Origin of the sequence: Micromonospora sp. AKA38 (assembly GCF_027925725.1) — a bacterium.
Taxonomy (GTDB): Bacteria; Actinomycetota; Actinomycetes; order Mycobacteriales; family Micromonosporaceae; genus Micromonospora.
Genome location: NZ_BNEI01000005.1, coordinates 832,651 through 851,756, shown reverse-complemented (window position 1 = coordinate 851,756; position 19,106 = coordinate 832,651). Strand labels below are relative to the sequence as shown.

General features: G+C 76.4%; 6 protein-coding genes. All 6 read right to left on the bottom strand.

Translation table 11 applies throughout. From position 1 onward, the window contains the following. Genes TPA0908_RS21195 through TPA0908_RS21170 form a run of 6 tightly spaced genes read right to left on the bottom strand, consistent with a single transcriptional unit; the run spans window position 1 to window position 19,000 of the window. Window positions 1-954, bottom strand: a complete 954-nt coding sequence (locus TPA0908_RS21195; protein ID WP_281940522.1) for a TauD/TfdA family dioxygenase — start codon at window positions 952-954, stop codon at window positions 1-3. A 32-nt stretch (window positions 955-986) separates the two neighbouring features. After that, a complete protein-coding gene (locus TPA0908_RS21190; protein WP_281940520.1) occupies window positions 987-6,449 on the bottom strand; it encodes a type I polyketide synthase in 5,463 nt (1,820 codons plus the stop codon). Between the two features lie 32 nt (window positions 6,450-6,481). Further along, entirely contained in the window at window positions 6,482-9,994 is a 3,513-nt protein-coding gene (locus tag TPA0908_RS21185; protein WP_281940518.1) for an amino acid adenylation domain-containing protein, read from the bottom strand. Beyond that, window positions 9,991-12,297: a lantibiotic dehydratase gene (locus TPA0908_RS21180; protein WP_281940516.1), complete on the bottom strand. Its 2,307-nt coding sequence runs from the start codon at window positions 12,295-12,297 to the stop codon at window positions 9,991-9,993. Before TPA0908_RS21180 ends, TPA0908_RS21185 begins: the two co-directional genes overlap by 4 nt. Continuing rightward, window positions 12,294-15,536 carry a thioesterase domain-containing protein gene (locus tag TPA0908_RS21175; protein WP_281940514.1) on the bottom strand — a complete coding sequence of 1,081 codons (3,243 nt, stop codon included), beginning with the start codon at window positions 15,534-15,536 and terminating at the stop codon, window positions 12,294-12,296. The genes TPA0908_RS21180 and TPA0908_RS21175 overlap by 4 nt, the downstream gene beginning before the upstream one ends. After that, window positions 15,533-19,000: an AMP-binding protein gene (locus TPA0908_RS21170; RefSeq protein WP_281940512.1), complete on the bottom strand. Its 3,468-nt coding sequence runs from the start codon at window positions 18,998-19,000 to the stop codon at window positions 15,533-15,535. Before TPA0908_RS21170 ends, TPA0908_RS21175 begins: the two co-directional genes overlap by 4 nt. Between the last annotated feature and the right edge of the window lie 106 nt (window positions 19,001-19,106).

Genomic DNA, 19,106 nt, shown 5'->3' with positions numbered 1-19,106 from the left:
TCAGTTCGCTCCAGCGGTGTCGGGGGTGTACGCCTCGGCCATCGCCACGGCGATCTTACGGGGGCCGGTGAACGGCTCCCGGCCGTGCGCGGCGGTCATGTTGTCGACCACCAGCACGTCGTCGCGCTGGTAGTCGAAGCGGACCGTGGCCGCCCGGTAGGCGGCCCGCAGATGGTCCATGACGTCGGCGGGGATCTCGCCGCCGTCGCCGTAGTAGGTGTTCGACGGCAGCCCGTCGGCGCCGAACATGGCCAGCAGCCCCTCCTGGTAGTCCGCCGGAAGCGTGCTCAGGTGGAAGAAGGTGGCGTGGTTGAACCAGCGCGGCGTGTCCGAGCCGGGCCGGTGGTGCACCGCGTCACGGACCGCGCGGGTACGCAGGCCGTCCTTGCCGACCCACTCCACGGTGATGCCGTTGGCCGCCGCGTACGCCTCCACCTCGGCGCGGCTCTCCGTGTTGAACACCTCCTGCCAGCGGGTGCCGAAGTCGCCGTGGAAGTTACGCATCAGCATCCAGCGACGCCTGACGAACTCCTCCCGGACCGCGGGGTCGATCAGCTCGTACACCCGGCGCACGTCGGCCAGCGGGGTGGCGCCCCGGGTCTCCGGCGGGGTGACGCAGTAGAAGAACAACGTCAACGGCCACCGCGCCTGGTACGAGTTCTCGTTGTGCAGGAAGATCTCCTCGTCCGGCGGGTAGTCGGTCGAGGTGTAGACCCGGCCCTTGATGGAGTGCCGGGGCGAGGAACGCTCGGTGTAGGTAAGCGGCTCGCCGGCCAGCGCGCGCACGGCGGCGTCGAAGCCGTCCACGCCGCCGAGGTCGAAGCCGCGGAACAGCAGCCCGCCGCTGGCGACGAGCGTGTCCCGCAGCTCGGCGCGCCGGGCCGCGATGAGGTCGGTCAGCGCCCGGCCGTCGTTCTCGACGACCACCGGGAGCGTGGCGGTTGTCTCGCTCATGGTGCGGTGTCTCCTTGTTCCGTCGGGGGATGTCAGCCGCGGGGCAGCCGCGGAATGGCCGGGATCGCCGCCGGGGCGGCCGGTTGGTCGGCGGGCGCCTCGGCGCGCAGCTCCTCGATCCGGGCCGCCAGGCCGGCCACGGTGGGCGTCTCGAAGAGGCTGCGCATCGGCAGCCGCACCCCGGTCGCCTTGCGCATCGCGGCGATGAGCTGCACGGCGACCAGCGAGTTGCCGCCGAGGGCGAAGAAGTCGTCGTCCACGCCGACGTCGGTGACGCCGAGGCCGTCCCGCCACACCTGGGCGACGGTCTTCTCCAGCTCGGTACGCGGTGCGGCCGAGCCGCCGCCGGTGGCGGCCGGCGCGCCGACCGGGGCGTCGGCCTCCTCCGCCAGGCTGTCCGTGGTGACCCGGGCCGCCCGGCGCCGGATGTCGGCGACCGTGCGGGTGGCGATCACCACCTGCGCGCCGAGGCCGGCGCCGAGGCTGCGGCGGAACGCCTCCGCGCCGTCGACCGGCCGGATGTCCTCGGTGACCGCGTCCGGCGCGTCGGCCGTCGCCGGGGTCTCGGCGAGGTTGCCGGTGACCGCGCTCTGGTCGACCCGGCGCAGCACGAAGTCGCTGATCGCGACCAGTTCCCGACCGTCCGGGTCGCGCAGCGACAGGTCGGCGGCGACCACCTCGTCGGTGGCGGCCGGCCGGTGCCGCAGGTGACTGTGGAACGTCGCCGGCAGCGTCCCGCGCACCGTGATCCGGCCGTACGACAGCGGCAGGTACGTGCCGTCGCCCTGCCCCCGACCGAACGCGGTGGCCACGTCGAGCAGCGCCGGGTGCAGCCCCCAGGACGGCAGGTCGGCCAGCGCCGCGGCGGGCGCCTCCACCCGGGCCAGTTCCTCGCCGTCGGCGAGGTGGTGCTCGGCCAGCGCCGCCCAGCGCGGCCCGAACGTGAGCATGCTGGTGCGGCCCCGGCCGAACGAGGCGTCGTCGTCGACCCGCCGGCCGGCCACCTCGGCCGGGGCGGCCGGCGGCGCGGGCTCGGTGGTCCAGCCGGCCGTGCCCCGCACGTGGGCGCGCAGCCGGCCGGCGGCGAGGCTGGCCACGGTGAAGTCCACGCCCTCCTCGGTCGGGGCCAGCTCCACCCGGTACTGCGCGACGGTGCCGTCCGGCACCGAGAACGGCTCCAGGAAGACCACGTCACGCAGCTCCACCGCGGCGTCCGGGGCCGGCGCGGGCAGCGCGGCGACCACGGCGGCGCGCACCGACTCCAGGTGCGCGGTGCCCGGCACCACCGGCACCCCGCCGATCCGGTGCTCGTCGAGCAGCCAGTGGGTGTCGGCCGCGACCAGGCCGTGCAGCACGGCGCCGTCCGGGCCGGTGACCATGGTGGTCAGCACCGGGTGGGTGACCGGGCTGGTCAGGGTGTCCCGACCGGCGGCCCGGAACGCGGCCGGCGCGGCCGTCTCCACGGCCATGCCGACCTCGGCCCAGCCGCCCCAGTTCTGCGACACCACCGGCGCGCGGAACCCGGCGCCGGAGCGCGCGAACGCGTCCAGCACGTTGTTCGCGGCGCAGTAGTCGACCTGACCGAAGCCGCCGATCACGGCCGTGATCGACGAGCAGAGCACCACGAAGTCCAGCGGCAGGTCGCCGAAGACCTGGGCCAGGGCCAGCGTGCCGGCCAGCTTCGGGGCGAGCACCCGCTCCGCCTCGGCCCGCTCCTTGACCTCGGCCATGCCGCCGCCGGGCAGGCCGGCGGCGTGCACGATGCCGTCCAGCCCGCCGAACCGGCGCTCCGCCTCCGCGCGGACCCGACGCAGGTCGTCCGCGTCGGTGACGTCCGCGGCGAGCACCAGCACCTCGGCGCCGGCCGCCTCCATCCGGCGGATGGCCGCGATGGCCCGGCCGGCGCGGTCGGCACCGCCGTGCACCGCCAGGTGCGCGTCCCAGTCGTCGCGCTCGGGCAGACCGGAGCGGGCCAGCAGCACCAGCTTGGCGCGGGCCCGGCGGGCGAAGTCCTCGGCCAGCGTGACGCCGATGCCGCCGAGCCCGCCGGTGATCAGGTAGCGGCCCTCCTCGCGCAGCACGCCCGGCTCGTCCTCGGCGGCCACGGTCACCTGCTCGTAGCCGCCCACCCAGCGCCGGTCGCGGCGCAGCGCCACCTCCGGGTGCTCCGGGTCGACCGGACTGCGCAGCTCCACCGCGAGGGCGGCCACGCCGCGCGCCGCCGGGTCGGCGTCGAGCAGCCGGACGGTCAGGCCGGGCAGCTCGGCCGGCAGCACCCGGGCCAGACCGGCCAGCGCGGCGTGCTCCGGCCGGACCAGGTCGTCGCCGCGCACGTCACCGATGCCGGCGGTGACCAGGTCGAGCCGGACGCCCGCCTCGTCGCCGGTCAGGCCGACGCCGGCGAGCGCCTGCACCAGGTGCAGCGCGCCGAAGAAGCCGCGCTCCTGGGCGGCCCAGGCGGCGGCGATGTCGGTGCCGGCCGGCTCGCCGTCCAGCGCGAACGCGTGCACGATCCGTCGGGGCAGGTCCGCGCCGAGCGCGGCGACCAGCGCCTCGGCGTCCTCGCGGGCGCCGGGGCGCAGCCGGAAGCCGTTGGCGGTGGCGGCGAACACGCCGCCGACGCGTACCTCGACCGGGTCGTCGCCGGCGGCCCGCAACGCCGCGACGAGCGCCTCGCCGCGCGGGCCGTCGGCCAGCACCAGGCACCGGCCCAGCGGCTCGACGGTCCGGGCCGGCGCGGCCTGCCGCCACACCGGCACCGCGAACCACTCCGGCAGCGGGCGCGGGCCGGTCTCGGCCGGGGCCGCCGCCACCTGCTCCACCGGGTCCGGCTCGACCCAGTAGCGGCGACGCTCGAACGGGTACGTGGGCAGCGGCACCCGCCGCGCGTCGGGGTCGACGGCGAGCGTCACCGGCACGCCGGCACACCACAGCGCGCCGGCGGTGCCGAGCAGCGTGGCCAGGTCACCGGTCGGCTCCCCCGGGCCGGGCAGGCTGCCCAGCGGGGTGAGCGCGCGCTGCGCCTCGCCGGCCTTCGCGACCTGCATCCGGGCCAGGTTGGCCAGTTGCCGGCCGGGGCCGCACTCGACGAGCGCCCAGGTGCCCTCGGCGAGCAGCGTGGCCACGCACGCACCGAAGCGGACCGGCCGGCGCAGGTGCGCGGCCCAGTACGCCGGGTCGGTGGCCTCCGCCTCGGTGATCCAGGTGCCGGTCACGTTGGACACGAACGGCACCGCCGGCGCGCGCAGCGGCACGCTCGCCATCAACGCGGTGAACTCGTCCAGGATCGGGTCCATCATCGGCGAGTGGAACGCGTGCGAGGTGCGCAGCAGCTTCGACTTCTGCTTGCTGCCCAGGCTCTCCGCGAACGCCTCGACCAGCGCGGTCTCGCCGGCCACCACGCAGGTGCCGGGGCCGTTCACGGTCGCCACCGACAGGCCCTCCGGCAGCCGCTCGGCCACCGCCGACTCGTCGAGCGTGACGGCCAGCATGGACCCGGCCGGCAGCGCGTGCATGAGCCGGCCCCGGGCGGCCACCACCTTCAGCGCGTCGGCCAGGTCGAGCACGCCGGCGAGCGTGGCGGCGACGTACTCGCCGATCGAGTGGCCGACCATCGCGGCCGGGGTGACGCCGGCGGCCCGCCAGGCGGCGGCGAGCGCGTACTCGACGGTGAACAGGGCCGGCTGGGTCCAGCGGGTCTCGGTGAGCTTCGTCGCCGCCTCCGGGTCCCGGCCCAGGATCAGGTCCCGGATGTCCAGGCCCAGCTCGGGGCGGAGCAGCTCGGCGCACTCGTCCACGGCGGCGGCGAACGCCGGGTCCTCGGCGTACAGCTCGGCGCCCATGCCGGCGTACTGCGCGCCCTGCCCGCTGAACATAAACGCCACCCGGGGGGCCGGACCGTCGGCGACGCCCCGGTGCGCCCTGCGCTTGTCGCGCAGCGCGGCGGCGGCGGTCTGCGGGTCGCCGGCGACCACGGCGGCGCGGTGGGCGTACCGCTGACGGCCGACGCGCAGCGTGTGCGCGACGTCGGCGAGCAGGTCGGGACCGCCGGCGGTGGCGCGCTCCAGGTGGTCGGCGAGGTCGCGCACGGCGGTGTCCAGCGCGGTCGGGGTCTTCGCCGACACCTGGAGCAGGTGCGCCGGACGCACCCGCCGCTCGGCCCGGTACGCGGCCGGCGCCTCCTCCAGCACCACGTGCGCGTTGGTGCCGCCGATGCCGAACGAGCTGACCCCGGCCCGGCGCGGCCCGCCGTCGGCGTCCCACTTGGTCAGCGTGTTCGCCACGTAGAACGGGGTGTCGGCGAAGTCGATGGCCGGGTTCGGCGACTCGTAGTTGATGGTCGGCGGGATCAGCCCGTGTTCCATGGCGAGCACCGTCTTGATCACGCTGACGATGCCGGAGGGCTGGCTGAGGTGGCCGATGTTGGACTTCACCGAGCCGATGCCGCACCAGCCCCGGTCCTCGGTGTCCTTGGTGTAGACGGCGGAGAGCGCGGCGACCTCGATCGGGTCGCCCAGCGCGGTGCCGGTGCCGTGCGCCTCGACGTAGCTGATGGTGCGCGGGTCGATCCCGGCCAGCCCGACGGCCTGGGCGACGGCCTCCATCTGCCCGTCGATGCTGGGAGCGGTGAAGCCGACCTTGCCGGCGCCGTCGTTGTTGATCGCGTTGCCGAGCACCACCGCGCGGATCGTGTCGCCGTCGGCGATTGCGTCGGAGAGTCGCTTGAGCAGCGTGACGCCGACGCCGCTGCCCCACACCGTGCCGTTGGCGTCGGCGTCGAACGGCCGGCACCGGCCGTCCGGCGAGGTGAAGCCGTCCATGCCCAGGTAGCCGGCGTGCGGCAGCTCGATGTTGACGCCGCCGGCCAGCGCCATGTCGCACTCGCCGTTGCGCAGCGCCTCGCAGGCCAGGTGGAACGCGACCAGCGAGGTCGAGCAGGCGGTGTGCACGGTCATGCTCGGGCCGCGCAGGTCCAGCCGGTACGACACGTTGGTGGCCACGTAGTTCGGCGAGTTGCCGGTGGCGATGGAGACCGCGCCGTGCGGGTTGCCGCCGACGCGCTTGTTGCGCAGCACGTAGCGGTTGAGGTAGGTGGTGCCGCCGCTGCCGGCGTAGACGCCGACCGCGCCGTCGTAGCGACCCGGGTCGTAGCCGGCGTCCTGCAACGCGGTGTAGCAGGTCTCCAGGAACAGCCGGTGCTGCGGGTCGGTGGTCTCGGCCTCGCGGGCGGTCATCCCGAACAGGCCGGCGTCGAACTCGTCGTAGCCGTCGACGAGCGGGGCCCGGTTCACCCAGCTCGGGTCGTCGACCTCGTCGGCGCTGACGCCCCGGGCGAGCTGCTCCTCACGGGTCAGCTCGGTCGTCGACTCCACGCCGTCGACCAGGTTGCGCCAGAACTCGTCGACGTCGGCCGCGCCGGGCAGGCGGGCGGCCAGCCCGACGATCGCGATGGGCTCGATGCCGTCGTCGGCGGCGGCGGAAATGTCGTTATGCATGGGAGGTCCTTCATTCACAAGGGGTTGCGGCATCACGGCTGGTGCGGTCGGCGGGGTGGCGGGGTACGGCGGGCGCGGCCCCGCCGGGCAGCCGCGCGCATCGCGGCGCGGGCCAGCTCCGGCCGGTCGGCGGCGCCGTCGAGGCTGGCGGCGAGCGCCCGCACGGTCGGGTGGCGGAACAGGTCGAGCATGGTGATCGAGCGGCCGGTGGCCTCGACGAGCCGGGCGTGCACGGCGGCGAGCGCCATCGAGTGGCCGCCGATGTCGAAGAAGTTGTCCGTGACGCCGACCGTCTCCCGGTCGAGCACGTCCCGCCAGATGCCGGCGATCAGCTCCTCGGTCCCGGTGAGCGCGTCCGACCCGACCGGCAGCGGCGCCCGGGCCGGCTCGGCGGCGGCCACCGTCATCGCGCCCAGCGCGGCCACCCGGACCGCCGGGCGGGGCAGCTCGGGGGCCACCTCGCCGGCCGGCGTGTCCGGGTCGGCGGCGAGCGCGCCGACCAGGGCGGTCAGGTCGGCCAGCAGCGCGGTGATCCGGTCGCCGTCGAACAGGTCCGGGTTGTAGACCACCTCGACGCCGGCCCGCCCGTCCCGCTCCACCACGTAGACGGTCAGGTCGAACGGCGAGCCGGGCTTCGGCACCGGCACCGGCTCGACGGTCAGGTCGGCCAGCGCCAGCCGGGGCGGGACGAAGTTGAGCACGTTGAACAGCACCTGCACCAGCGGTGCGCGGGAGGTGTCCCGGCCGACGCCGAGCGCCTCGACGAGGCGTTCCAGCGGCGCGCCCGGATGCGCGGTGACCTCGTGCAGCTCGGCGGCGCACCGGTCGACCTGCGCGGCGAAGCTGCCGCCGGCGCGCACCCGCACCGGCACGGTGTCGATGAAGAAGCCGATCACCTCGTCGAACGCGGCCAGCCGCCGGTCCGCGACGATCGCGCCGAGCACGTGGTCGTCGCCGCCGGTGAGCCGGCGCAGCAGCTCACCGAAGCCGGCCAGCAGCACCGCCGCGGCGGTCGTGCCGCGCCGGGCGGCCAGGTCGCGTACCGCCCGGTCGGCGGCGGCGTCCAGCCGGACCGCGGCCTCCGCGCCGGCGTACGTCTGCACGGCCGGGCGGGGCCGGTCGCGGGGCAGCTCCAGCACGGTCGGCGCGCCGGCCAGGTGCCCGGTCCACCACGCCAGGTCGGCCTCGCCCCGACGCCGGTCACGTTCCTCGCGCCAGACCGCGTAGTCGGCGTACGTGGCGGGCAGTGGCGGGCGGCCCGGCGTCGGCCGGCCGAGCGCGCGGGCGTACGCGGCGGCCAGCTCGTCGTAGAGCAGCGCCTCGGACCAGCCGTCGAAGACCGCGTGGTGCACGGTCACCGCCAGCACGTGCTCCTCGGCCGCGAGCCGGTAGGCGGTGACCTGCCAGGGCGGGCCGGTGGCCAGGTCGAACGCGTGCCCGGCGCCGGCCGTGAGCATGGTGGCCAGCTCGGTGTCCGGGTCGGCGGCGGTGGTCAGGTCGACCACCGGCACGGCCACGTCGGTCGGTTCCTCGCGGACCGCGTACGGCACGCCGCCCTGCTGCGGGATGCGCCAGCGCAGCACGTCGTGGCGCTCGGCGACGGCGCGCAGCGCGGCGCCGAGCGCGCCGGTGTCGAGCGGCCCGCGCAGCCGGTGCGCGACCGCGATGTTGTAGGGCGCGCTGGACGGCGCGAGCTGGTCCATGAACCACAGTCGCCGCTGCGGCGGCGACAGCGTGGGCGGGTTGCCGGTGGTCAGCTCGTCGCCGCCGGCCGGGTCGGCGGCCCGGACCCGGTCCACAAGCGCGGCGAACGTGCGGTCGGTGAACAGCACCCGGGTGTCCACCTGCCGGCCGGTCTCCGCGCGCAGCGCGGCGACCAGCCGCATCGCGGCGATCGAGTTGCCGCCGGCGGCGAGGAAGTCGGCGTCCGGGGCGGGGGCCGCGCCGAGCAGCCGGGTCCAGACCCGCCGGACCGCCGCCGCCACCGGGTCGCCGCCGTCGGGCAGGTCGTCGGACACGTCGTGGGCCGGCGCGGCGGCCGTGGCCAGCTCGCGCAGCGCGGACCGGTCCAGCTTGCCGGTGACCGGGCTGGCCGGCAGCGCGGCCAGCCGCACCGTCCGGGCCGGCAGCATCGCGGTGGTCAGCCGCTGCTCGGCGTACGCCCGCAGCGCGTCGTCGTCCGGCGCGTCGGCCGGAGTGAGGAACGCGACCAGCTCGGTGCCGGCCGGGCCGGGCAGCGCCTCCACGGCGGCCCGCTCGACGCCGGGGTGGTCGGCCAGCACCGCCTCGATCTCGCCCAGCTCGATGCGCTGGCCACGCACCTTGACCTGCCGGTCGGCCCGGCCGAGGTAGACGATCCGGCCGTCCGGCGCCTGCCGGACCAGGTCGCCGGTGCGGTAGAGCCGCTCGCCGGGGGTCGCGCCGAACTCGTCGGGCACGAACCGCTCGGCGGTCAGGCCGGGCCGGTTCAGGTAGCCGTCGGCCAGGCCCGGCCCGCCGATCAGCAGCTCACCGGTCTCCCCCGGCGGCACCGGCCGCAGGTCGGCGTCGACCACGTACGCGCGGTGGTTGGCCAGCGGCCGGCCGATCGGCGCCGGGTCGGCGTCGGCCGGGGTGAGGTCGCCGAGGACCACCAGCACGGTGGTCTCGGTCGGGCCGTAGCCGTTGAGGAAGCGCCGGCCCGGCGCCCAGCGGGCGGCCAGTTCGGCCGGGACCGCCTCGCCGCCGCAGAGCAGCACCCGCCACGACGGCAGGTCCGCCGGGTCGAGCAGGGCCAGCACGGTGGGGGTGACGAACCCCCAGTTCACCTCGTGCGCGGCGACGAACCGGGCGAGCCGCACCGGGTCGGCCCGGTCGTCGGCGCCGAGCAGCTGCACCGCGCCGCCGAGGATCAGCGGCACGAACAGGTCCATGGTGGCCGCGTCGAAGCCGAGCGAGGCGATGCCGAGGCTGTGCGTGGACGCGTCCGCCCCGGTCAGCGCCGTGACGCCGGTGACGAACTGGACCGCGTTGCGGTGCGTGGTGAGCACGCCCTTGGGGCGGCCGGTGGAGCCGGAGGTGAACAGCACGTACGCCGGGTCGCCGGGGCGGGCCGGGCAGGGCGCGAGCGGGGCCGGGCCGGGCAGGCCGAGCGCCTCGACGCCGGGCTCGTCGCCGAACTCGGCCGTCGCCGCGTCGCCGACCACCACCCGGATGTCCGCGTCGCGGACGATCTCCCGCAGCCGGTCGCGCGGGCCGCCCGGCTCCAGCGGCACGTAGGCGGCGCCGGCCAGCAGCACGCCGACCACGGTGACCACCAGGTCGGGGGTGCGCGCGCCGCACACCCCGACCCGGTCGCCGCGGCCGACGCCGTGCGCGCGCAGCGCGGCGGCCACCCCGGCGGCCCGGTCGACGAGCTGCCGGTAGGTGAGCCGGGTGTCCCACTGGCGCACCGCCACCGCGTCCGGGACGCGGGCCGCCCGGTCGGTGATCAGGTCGGCGAGGGTGGCGTCCGGCCAGGGCAGGTCCGGCCCGGAGACGGCGCTGACGGTCAGGGTGTGGGTCACCGGTGTGCTCCCAGGTGCTCGGCCGGATCGGTGATCTGGAGGCGGAGTTCGCTGACGTAGCCGCGGCCCCGGGCGTCGGGCACCCACGCCTCGTCGGGGGCCGGCAGCAGCTCGGAGACCACCACCGGCACGTCCGGGCCGGTGCGCAGCGCGGCGTCCACCATGGCGCAGAGCGACTGCGCGTACAGCGGGCCGGTCAGGTCCACGTAGCAGGGTTTGATCTCGGTGCCGATCTTGACGAACACCCGCTCGGGCAGGTCGGTGGCCGCCCGCCAACGGCGTACCGCCAGGTAGCGGGCGGTCTCGTCGGCGTGACCGCCGAGCCCGCACGCGCCGGCCGTGGTGCGCCAGGTGCGCCGCGCCACCACCAGCCGGTCGATGGTGATCCGGGGCGTGTGCGCCGCGGCGCCGAACAGCTTGAACGCGTCCAGCAGCAGCGAGCCGAGCAGCGTGGCGAAGACCTCCATCAGCGGCCAGCGGGCGCCGTCGGGGAAGACCGCGGTGAGCCGGTCGCCGGCGCGCTCCACCAGCACCGCGGTGGCCGGGACCAGCCGGTCGGCGTCGGCGCCGTGCGCGGTGTCGATGCCGAGCTGGCGGTCCGTCGGGCCGGTCAGCGCGTACGTGGTGCGGGTGGTCCGCCGGGGGAAGCTCTCCGGCCAGAGCACCCGCAGCCGCACCGGGCCCAGGTCGGCGTCGAGGTCGGCGCGCAGCGCCGCCGGGTCGCCGTGGAACGGGCTGAGCACCGCGCTGTCGAACGCGACGGTGGCCGGGTGCAGCTCACCGAGCACGAGCAGGAAGTCGCCCCGCTCGACCGCCTCCGGGGACGCGGCGCTGAGCTGGACGTCCGGGTTGTGCAGCCGGGCCGACGGCCAGCCGGGCCCCGCCGCCGGGAACAGCTCCGCCACCCGCCCGGCCAGGTCCGCCGCGCGGACCCGCAGCTCGGCCTGGTCGGCGGGCAGGTCACGCAGGTCGAACAGCTCGGCCCACCGGCGGGTGAGTTCCGCGCCGGCCCGGGCGATCGGGCCGTCCGACGCGATCAGCGTGCCCTGGGCCAGCAGCCACAGGTCGGCCAGCCGCACCGGCTCGTCGCCGGTCGCCAGTTCCTCGTGCAGCTCGGTGAAGAGCCCGGCGCAGCGCTCGGCGACCTCGACGGTGAACCAGCGGGCCGTGCGCAGCACCACCGCGAGCGGCTCGGCGAGCGCCTCGGTGACCGCGGCGCCGACCTGGAAGTCCAGGTCACGGGCGGTCTCCTCGTAGCAGATCGTGCGGCCGGCGTACATCTGTCCGCTGTTGCGGGTGGCCGGGCGGCCGGTGACGGCGGTGAACCCGGCGTTGAGCGCGGCGAGCGCGGCGCCGAGCCGGTCCGGGTCGCCGGCCGCGGCGGCCACCTCGTCGCGGGCGGCGCGGAGCCGGTCGAACTCGGCCGCCGTGGCGGCGCGCACCGGCTCGTCGCCGATCGCGGCGATCCGCGCGGCGAGCACGTCCTCCGCGTCCGGGGCGATGGGCAGGTTCGCGCCCCAGCTCAGCTGGCCGCGTTCCACCCACCGGTCGAGCAGCAGGTAGACGTCGTCGACGCCGTGCACCGCGCCCTCGGCGCACAGCCGCTCGGCCAGCTCCACCGCCGGGGTACGCCCGTCGGCGGCGGCGAGCAGCCGGGCCTCGACCGGCGTCAGCGCGATCGGTGGGTGCAGCGGCCAGCGCAGCTCCCGCCCGACCACGGTCAGGTGCGGCTGCCGCGCCGGCGCCCACCAGCGGCGCACCGCCAGGTCGTCGGCGAGCCGGTCGGCGTAGGCGATGAGCGCCCACGCCTCGAAGAACACCCGGCGGTGGCGCACCAGCGCGGCGCCCGGCGCGGTCCGTACGCCGGGCACGGCCGGGTCGAACGTGCCCCAGCAGACCGGGCCGAAGAAGCCGATGGTCTCCGCCTTGCCGCAGTAGCGCTGCCAGTAGCGCAACAGGCTCAGCTCCCGCTTGCGCCGGCGCACGTTGCGCACCTGCGGGTCGGTGCGCAACAGGCCGTCCAACGCGATGAGCATGTCCGGGTTCTGCCAGGTGACCGCCTCGCGCAGCAGCGGGTCGGCGGCGAGTTCGCCGGCCACCGCGGAGGACTCGGCGAACGCCTCGCCCAGCGTCTTGTCGAACACCTCGGCGCTGCTCGCGCCCGCCAGCAGCGCGTCCGCGGCGACCGCGCACCCGGGCGCGGCGAACCGGTCCAGACCGGCGGCCGGGAACCCGGCGGTCCGCAGCACCACGTCCCGCCACACCGACCAGCCGGTCTCGCCCAGGGGCAGCAGATGGCTCATCGCGCGTCCTCCACTCCGCTGTCGGTGACGAGCGCTCCGGTGTCGGTGAGGTGCAGGCGCAGCTCGCTGAAGTAGCGGCGCCCCGCGCCGTCGGGCACCCACGCCTGCTCCGGGTCGGGCAGCATCTCGCTGACCGTGAGCGAGACGTCGTCGCCGCCGTCGACCCGGGCGGCGCGCACCAGCGCGCAGAGCATCGCGGCGAACCCCGGCGCGGCCAGGTCCACGAAGCAAGGCTTGGTCTCGGTGCCGAGCTTGACGTAGACCTGCTCGGGCAGCCCGAGCCGGCGACGCCAGTCGCGCACGGCCAGGAACCGCTGCCGTTCGCCGGTGACGGCGGCCAGGCCGCTCTCGCCGACCGTGGTCCGCCAGGTCTGCCGCGCCACCACCAGCCGGTCCACCGTGATCCGTGGCGTGTACGGCGCGGCGGCGACCAGTTTGAAGCCGTCCACGGCGTGCGCGCTGAACGCCTCGGCGAAGATCTCGGCGAGCGGCCAGCGCTGCCCGTCCGAGGCGGTGGCGACCAGCTCGCCGTCCGCCTCGTCGACGGTGAGGTCCACGGTGGGCAGCACCTGGGCCCGGTCCGCGCCGGGCGCGTCGAGGAAGGCGAGCTGCCGGTCGGTCGGACCGGTCAGCGACTCGGCGGTGCGGCTGGTGCGGCGCGGCCAGTCGGCCGGGAACAGCAGCCGGACCCGCCGCTCGCCCAGGTCCGCCGCGAGCGCCTCGCGCAGCCGCTCGACGTCCGGGTGCGACGGGGTGAAGACCGCGCAGTCGAACGAGGACCAGGCGGCGTGCAGCTCGCCGAGCACCACGGTGTAGTCGCCGCGCCGCAGCGCCGCCTCGTCGGTGGCGCAGATCTGCAGGTCGGGGCTGTGCATGGCGGCGTTCGACCAGGTCGGCCGGGTGCCGGGGAAGACCGCGTCGATCTTCTCGGCCAGGTCGGCCGCGCGCAGTCGCACGTCGGTGGTGCCGGCGGGCAGCGTGTCCAGGCCGAACAGGCCGGCCCACCGGGCGGCGAAGTCGGCGGCGACCGCGTCGACCGGCCGTTCGCCGCCGCCCCAGAACAGGCCCTGGGCCAGGAACCACAGGTCGGCCAGCGCCACCGGGCCGCCGGTCTCGGCGCGCAGCTCGTCGTGGAGGCCGCGCAGCACCGCCAGGTACGCGTCGGCGAGCGCGTTGGCCAGCCAGCGGGCGGCGCGCAGCAGCACGTCGAGCGGGGCGGCCAGCTCGGCCAGCAGCGGGGCGCCGAAGACCACGTCCAGGTCGCGGGCGGTGTCCTCGTAGCAGATGGTGCGGCCGGCGTACATCTGGCCGGCGCGGCGCACCGCCGGCACACCGGTCAGCTCGGTGAACGTGGCGTCGAGGGCGTCCAGCGCGGCGCGCAGCGAGTCCGGGTCGCCGGCCGCCGTGGCCACCGCGTCGCGGGCGGCGCACAGCCGGTCGAAGCCGGCGCGGGCGGCGGCGCGGACCGGCTCGTCACCGATCGCCGCGATGCGCTCGGCCAGCACCCGCTCGGCGTCCGGGCTCACCGGCAGCGCCGCGTCCCAGGTGATCAGCTCCCGTTCCACCAGCCGGTCGAGCAGCGCGTAGCCGTCCTCGGGCCGGCGCAGCCCGATCGCCGGGTCGGCGACCAGGGCGGCGGCGTGGCGGCGGCCGTCGGCGGCCCGCAGCAGCGCCGCCTCGACCGGGGTCAGTGTCAGCGGCGGGCGGCCGGGCCGGAGCACGTCCCGGTCCCGGATCGCCAGGTGCGGCCGGAGCATCGGCGGCCACCAGCGGCGGACCGCCAGGTCCGCGCCGACCCGGTCGGCGTACGCGGCCAGCGCCCAGGACTCGAACCACACCCACCGTCGCCTGGTCAGCCCTTCCCCGGGGTTGACCAGGGCAACCTCCGGCTGGTCGGGGTCGACGGTGACCCAGCAGGCCGGCCCGAAGAACCCGACCGTCTCGTTCTTGCCGCAGTAGCGCTGCCAGTACTTCAGCAGCGCCCGCTCCCGGTCCCGTCGCCGCACGTTGCGGGGCGCGTCGGCGCCGCCGCGCGCCAGCCCGTCCAACGCGACCAGGGCGCCCCGGTTCTGCCAGGTGACCGCCTCGCGCAGCAGCGGGTCGGCGGCCAACGCGCTGAGCCGCGCGGCGCCGGCGCGCACCGCCTCGTCGAACTCCGTGTCGAACCGTTCCTCGCCGGTGCCGGTGGCCAGCAGCGCGTCGGCGGCGGCGGCGGCCCGGGGCGCGCTCAGCGCCACCAGCCCGTCGGCGGGGAAACCGGTGGTCCGCAGCATCGCGTCGCGCCACACGGACCATCCGGTGTCCCCGAGCGGCACCCGGTGCGCACCGCCGGCGGTCCCGCGGCCGACGGCGCGCACCGGGCCCGGACCCGCGTCCGGGGTACCGGCGCGGGCGGTCGAGGTGCCGGGCCCGGCGGCGGCGACGCCGGGCGCGGTGGTCGAGGTGCCGGTAGCGGTGGTCAGGCCGCCGGGCGCTGTCGTCGCGGCGCCGGGCGCTGTCGTCGCGGCGCCGGGCGCGGCGGCCAGGTCGGCCCGGATCAGCGCGGCCATCTCGGCGAGCCGGTCGTGCAGGAAGAAGTGCCCGCCGGACAGCTCGTGCATGGTGAACCCGGCCGCCGTGTGCTCGCCCCAGCCGGCGGTCTGGGCGCGGGTGACCGCGGCGTCCGCGTCGCCGCCGAACGCGACGATCGGCACCGGCAGCGGATCCTCCGGGACGTGGCGGTAGTCGTCGACCCGGCCGAAGTCGGCGCGCAGCAGCGGCAGCATCAGCTCCAGCAGCTCCGGGTGGTTGAACGCCTCGGCGGGAAGGCCGCCACCGTCGCTGAGGCGGCGCAGCAGTTCGTCGTCGCTGACCCGGGACAGCCCGATGAAGCCGCCCGGCTCGGTGACGTGCGGCGCGCGGGCGCCGCCGACGTAGAGCCGCAGCGGCAGCGGACGGCCGGTACGGCGCAGCTCGCGGACCACCTCGAAGCCGAGCCGGCCGCCCATCGAGTGGCCGTAGATCGCGTACGGGCGGTCGGCCCGGGCGGCGATGGCGTCGGTGACCTCGGCGACGGTGAAGTGCGGGTCCTCGCTGATCCGCTTCTCCCGGCCGGGCAACTGCACCGGCAACACCTCGACGTCGGGACCGAACGCGGCCGGCCAGTGCCGGAACGCGCTGGCGCCCGCGCCGGCGTACGGCAGGCAGAACAACTGCACCGGCGCCTCGGGGCGGCTTCCGGTGGAGGCGAACCAGTTCACCGCGGACCTCTCTGCACGGGGTCGATCCAGTGCCGGCGGCGCTGGAACGGATAGGTGGGCAGCCCGGTACGCCGGACCGTGCCCTCGGGGTGCAGGGCGTCCCAGTCGATGTCGTGGCCGGCCACCCAGTCGGCGGCCGTCTCGCGCAGCGGCCCGGCGTCGCCGGCGAGCCGGGCGTCGGTGTCGAGCAGCACGTCCAGCGCGGACAACGCGGCGGGCAGGTCGGCGGCGACCACCGCCGCCCGGTGCGCGAACGGCCGGCGGCCGAGCGCCAGCGTGGCGGCCACCTCGGGCAGCGCCGGCGCGGTGCCGGCCAGGTGGGTGCGCAACCGGACCAGCGCGGCCCGCAACGCCGCCGGCGTACGCGCGGAGACCGGCAGCAGCCACGGCCCCTCCCCCGGCGGGTCGGCCGGCTCGACCGGCGGCGGCTGCTCCACCACCACGTGCGCGTTCGTGCCGCCCAGGCCGAACGCGCTCACCCCGGCCACCCGGCGTCCGCCGTCCGGCCAGTCCCGGGCCTTGGTGGGCACGTAGAACGGGCCGGCGGCCAGGTCGATCTCCGGGTGCGGGCGGGTGAAGTGCAGGTTCGGCGGGATCACGCCGTGCCGGACGGCCAGCACGGTCTTGATCAGCCCGGCGACGCCGGCGGCGGCGTCGAGGTGGCCGATGTTCGTCTTCACCGAGCCGAGCGCACACGTCTCGGCCGGCGCGGCGCCGGCGTACACCTCGTGCAGCGCGGCCACCTCGATGGCGTCACCGAGCGGCGTGCCGCTGCCGTGCCCCTCGACGAGGCGGACCTCGCCCGGGGCGACCTCGGCGGTGGCGAGCGCGTTGGCCACGGCGGCGGCCTGCCCGGCCGGGCCGGGCACCGCGAAACCGGCCCGGTCCGGGCCGTCGTTGGTGACCGCCCACCCGGGCAGGATCGCGTAGATCCGGTCGCCGTCGGCCTGCGCGTCGGCGAGCCGGCGCAACGCGACCACACCCGCGCCGGAGCCGAACCCGGAGCCCTCCGCGGCCTCGTCGAAGGCACGGCACCGGCCGTCGGGGGAGGCGAGCCCGCCCGGCGTGGCCCGGTGCCGGGGCCACATGACCGTGGACCCGCCGGCCAGCGCCAGGTCGCACTGGTAGTCGGCGAGGCTCTGCGCGGCCACGCAGACCGCGACCAGCGAGCTGGAGCAGGCGCTCTGCACGGCCAGCGCCGGCCCGGTCAGGCCGAGCCGGTAGGCGACCTGGCCGGGCAGATGGTCGGGGAACTGCCGGCCGACCAGCCGCGCCTCCCAGTCGTCCGGGTCGACGTCGCCGACCACCGCCGGGTTGTCCATCAGATGGAACAGGAAGTACCGGTTGGCGGAGGTGGCCGCGTAGACGCCGACCAGCCCGGGGAAGCGCTGCGGATCGTGCCCGGCGTCCTCCAGCGCCTCCCACGCGGTCTCCAGGAAGAGCCGGTGCTGCGGATCGGTGCGGGCGGCCTCGTCGGCGCCGAAGGAGAAGAACTCGGCGTCGAAGTCGGCCACCCCGTCGAGCCGGCCGGCGGCGCGGACGTGTCGGGGGTCGGCGCGCAGCCGGGGCCCGATGCCGAGCGCGGCCAGCTCCTCGTCGGTGTGGTCGTGCACCGAGTCGACCCCGGTGCACAGGTTCCACCAGAACGTCGCCACGTCCGGCGCGCCGGGGAACCGGCCGGCGATCCCGACCACGGCGATCTCGTCGCCGGTGTACTCGCGGGAGGCGCTGACCGGCGCGGCCGGCGCGGGCAGCACCGGGGCGCGGACCGCCTCCGGCGGCGCGTCGAGCAGCGCCGCCTGGGTGGCCACGGTCGGGTGGTCGAACAGGCGCAGCATCGGCAGCCGGACGCCGAACCGCTCGGCGATCTGCTGCTGCACCCGGCCCAGCAGCAGCGACTGCCCGCCCACGTCGAAGAAGCTGTCGGTGCGGCCGACCGCCGGGCGGCCCAGCACCGCGCACCAGATGTCGTGCACGAGGCGTTCGGTGTCGGTGGCCGGCGCCGCCTCGGCGGGCACCTCGACGACCGGGTCGGGCAGCGCCCGCTCGTCGACCTTCCCGCTGACGGTGAGCGGGAACTCGTCCACCACGACCACCGCGCGCGGCACGGCGTAGTCGGGCAGCGCGGCGGCGAGCGCCGCGCGCAGCGCCGCCGGGTCGGGGCGGGCGCCGGCCGGGCGGGCGTACGCGAGCAGCTCGCCGTCGCGGGCGATGGCGCGGACCCCGGCGACGCCGGGCTGGGCGGCGAGCACGGTCTCGATCTCGGTCAGCTCCACCCGGTGCCCGCGCACCTTGACCTGCCGGTCGAGCCGACCCAGGCAGACCAGTTCCCCGCCGGGCAGCCGCGAGCCGAGGTCGCCGGTGCGGTACGACCGCGTCCCGTCGGCGTCCGTGGCGAACCGGTCGCTGTCCTGGTTGAGGTAGCCGGGGGCGAGGTGCCGACTGCGGACCACGATCTCGCCGGTGCCCGGGTCGAGGTCGAGGCGGTAGCCGGGGAACGCGTGGCCGACCGGCAGCGGCCCGACCCTGGCCGGGTCCACCTCGGACAGCGGCAGCACGTGCCGGGCGGCGAACGTCATCTCGGTGGCGCCGTAGCCGTTGACCAGCACGCAGTCGCCGGCGAACCGGTCCCGGCCGCGGGCCGCGTCGGCCCAGGTGGCCTGTTCCCCGCCGAGCAGCACCGCGCGCACGGTGGCCAGCCGCCGGTCGTCGAGCGTGTCGAGCAGGAAGCGGTAGACGGTCGGCGTGCAGTGCAGCACGGTGACGCCGTGCCGATCGAGCTGCTCCACCGCGTACGCGAGACCGTGCCGGCGCAGGTCGACCGGGACGACGGCGGCGCCGGTGAGCAGCGCCGGGTAGAGGTCCGGGATGGCGGCGTCGAAGCTGAACGAGGCGAGCAGGCTGAGCCGGTCGGCCGGGCCGACGGCGAGCGCGTCGATCTGGTTGTCGACGACGTGGGCCAGGTTGCGGTGGGTCTGCCCGACCGCCTTGGGCACGCCGGTGGAGCCGGAGGTGAACAGCACGTACGCCAACGCGTCCGGGTCGACCGGCACCGGGCGCAGCGGGGCCGGCGGTACCTCGTCCAGGGGCACCACGGCACGACCGTCGGCCACCGTCAGGGCGAGTTCGCGGTGTTCGGCGGCGCAGGCCACGGCGGTGACGTCGGCGGCGGCGACCATGTGTCGCAGCCGGGCGACCGGGAAACCCGGGTCCAGCGGCACGTACGCGCAGCCGGCGGCCAGCGTGCCGAGCAGCGCGGCGACGGTCGGCGCGCCGTGCGCGGTGAGCAGCGCGATGCGGTCGCCGGGCCGGAAACCGGCGGCGACGAGCACGGCAGCGTACCCCCCGGCCGTCTCGGCCAACTCGGCGTAACCGACCTCGTGGGTCTCGCCGAGCAGGGCCGGACGGCCACCGTGGACCGCTGCGACCGCGCTGAAACGATTGATGATCATCGTCTCTGCCATCAGGAAACGGGATGTGCTCCACTGACGGTGGGCGCGCAGCAGCAATCGACGAATGTGACCATTGATCCCCCCCAGGACTTCACATTGGAAGCAGAATAAAGCTCAA

Bases quoted from the DNA above. Each gene is read 5' to 3' on its own strand.
- TPA0908_RS21195 (WP_281940522.1), bottom strand. From the start codon at position 954: ATGAGCGAGACAACCGCCACGCTCCCGGTGGTCGTCGAGAACGACGGC.
- TPA0908_RS21190 (WP_281940520.1), bottom strand. From the start codon at position 6,449: ATGCATAACGACATTTCCGCCGCCGCCGACGACGGCATCGAGCCCATC.
- TPA0908_RS21180 (WP_281940516.1), bottom strand. From the start codon at position 12,297: ATGAGCCATCTGCTGCCCCTGGGCGAGACCGGCTGGTCGGTGTGGCGG.
- TPA0908_RS21170 (WP_281940512.1), bottom strand. From the start codon at position 19,000: ATGGCAGAGACGATGATCATCAATCGTTTCAGCGCGGTCGCAGCGGTC.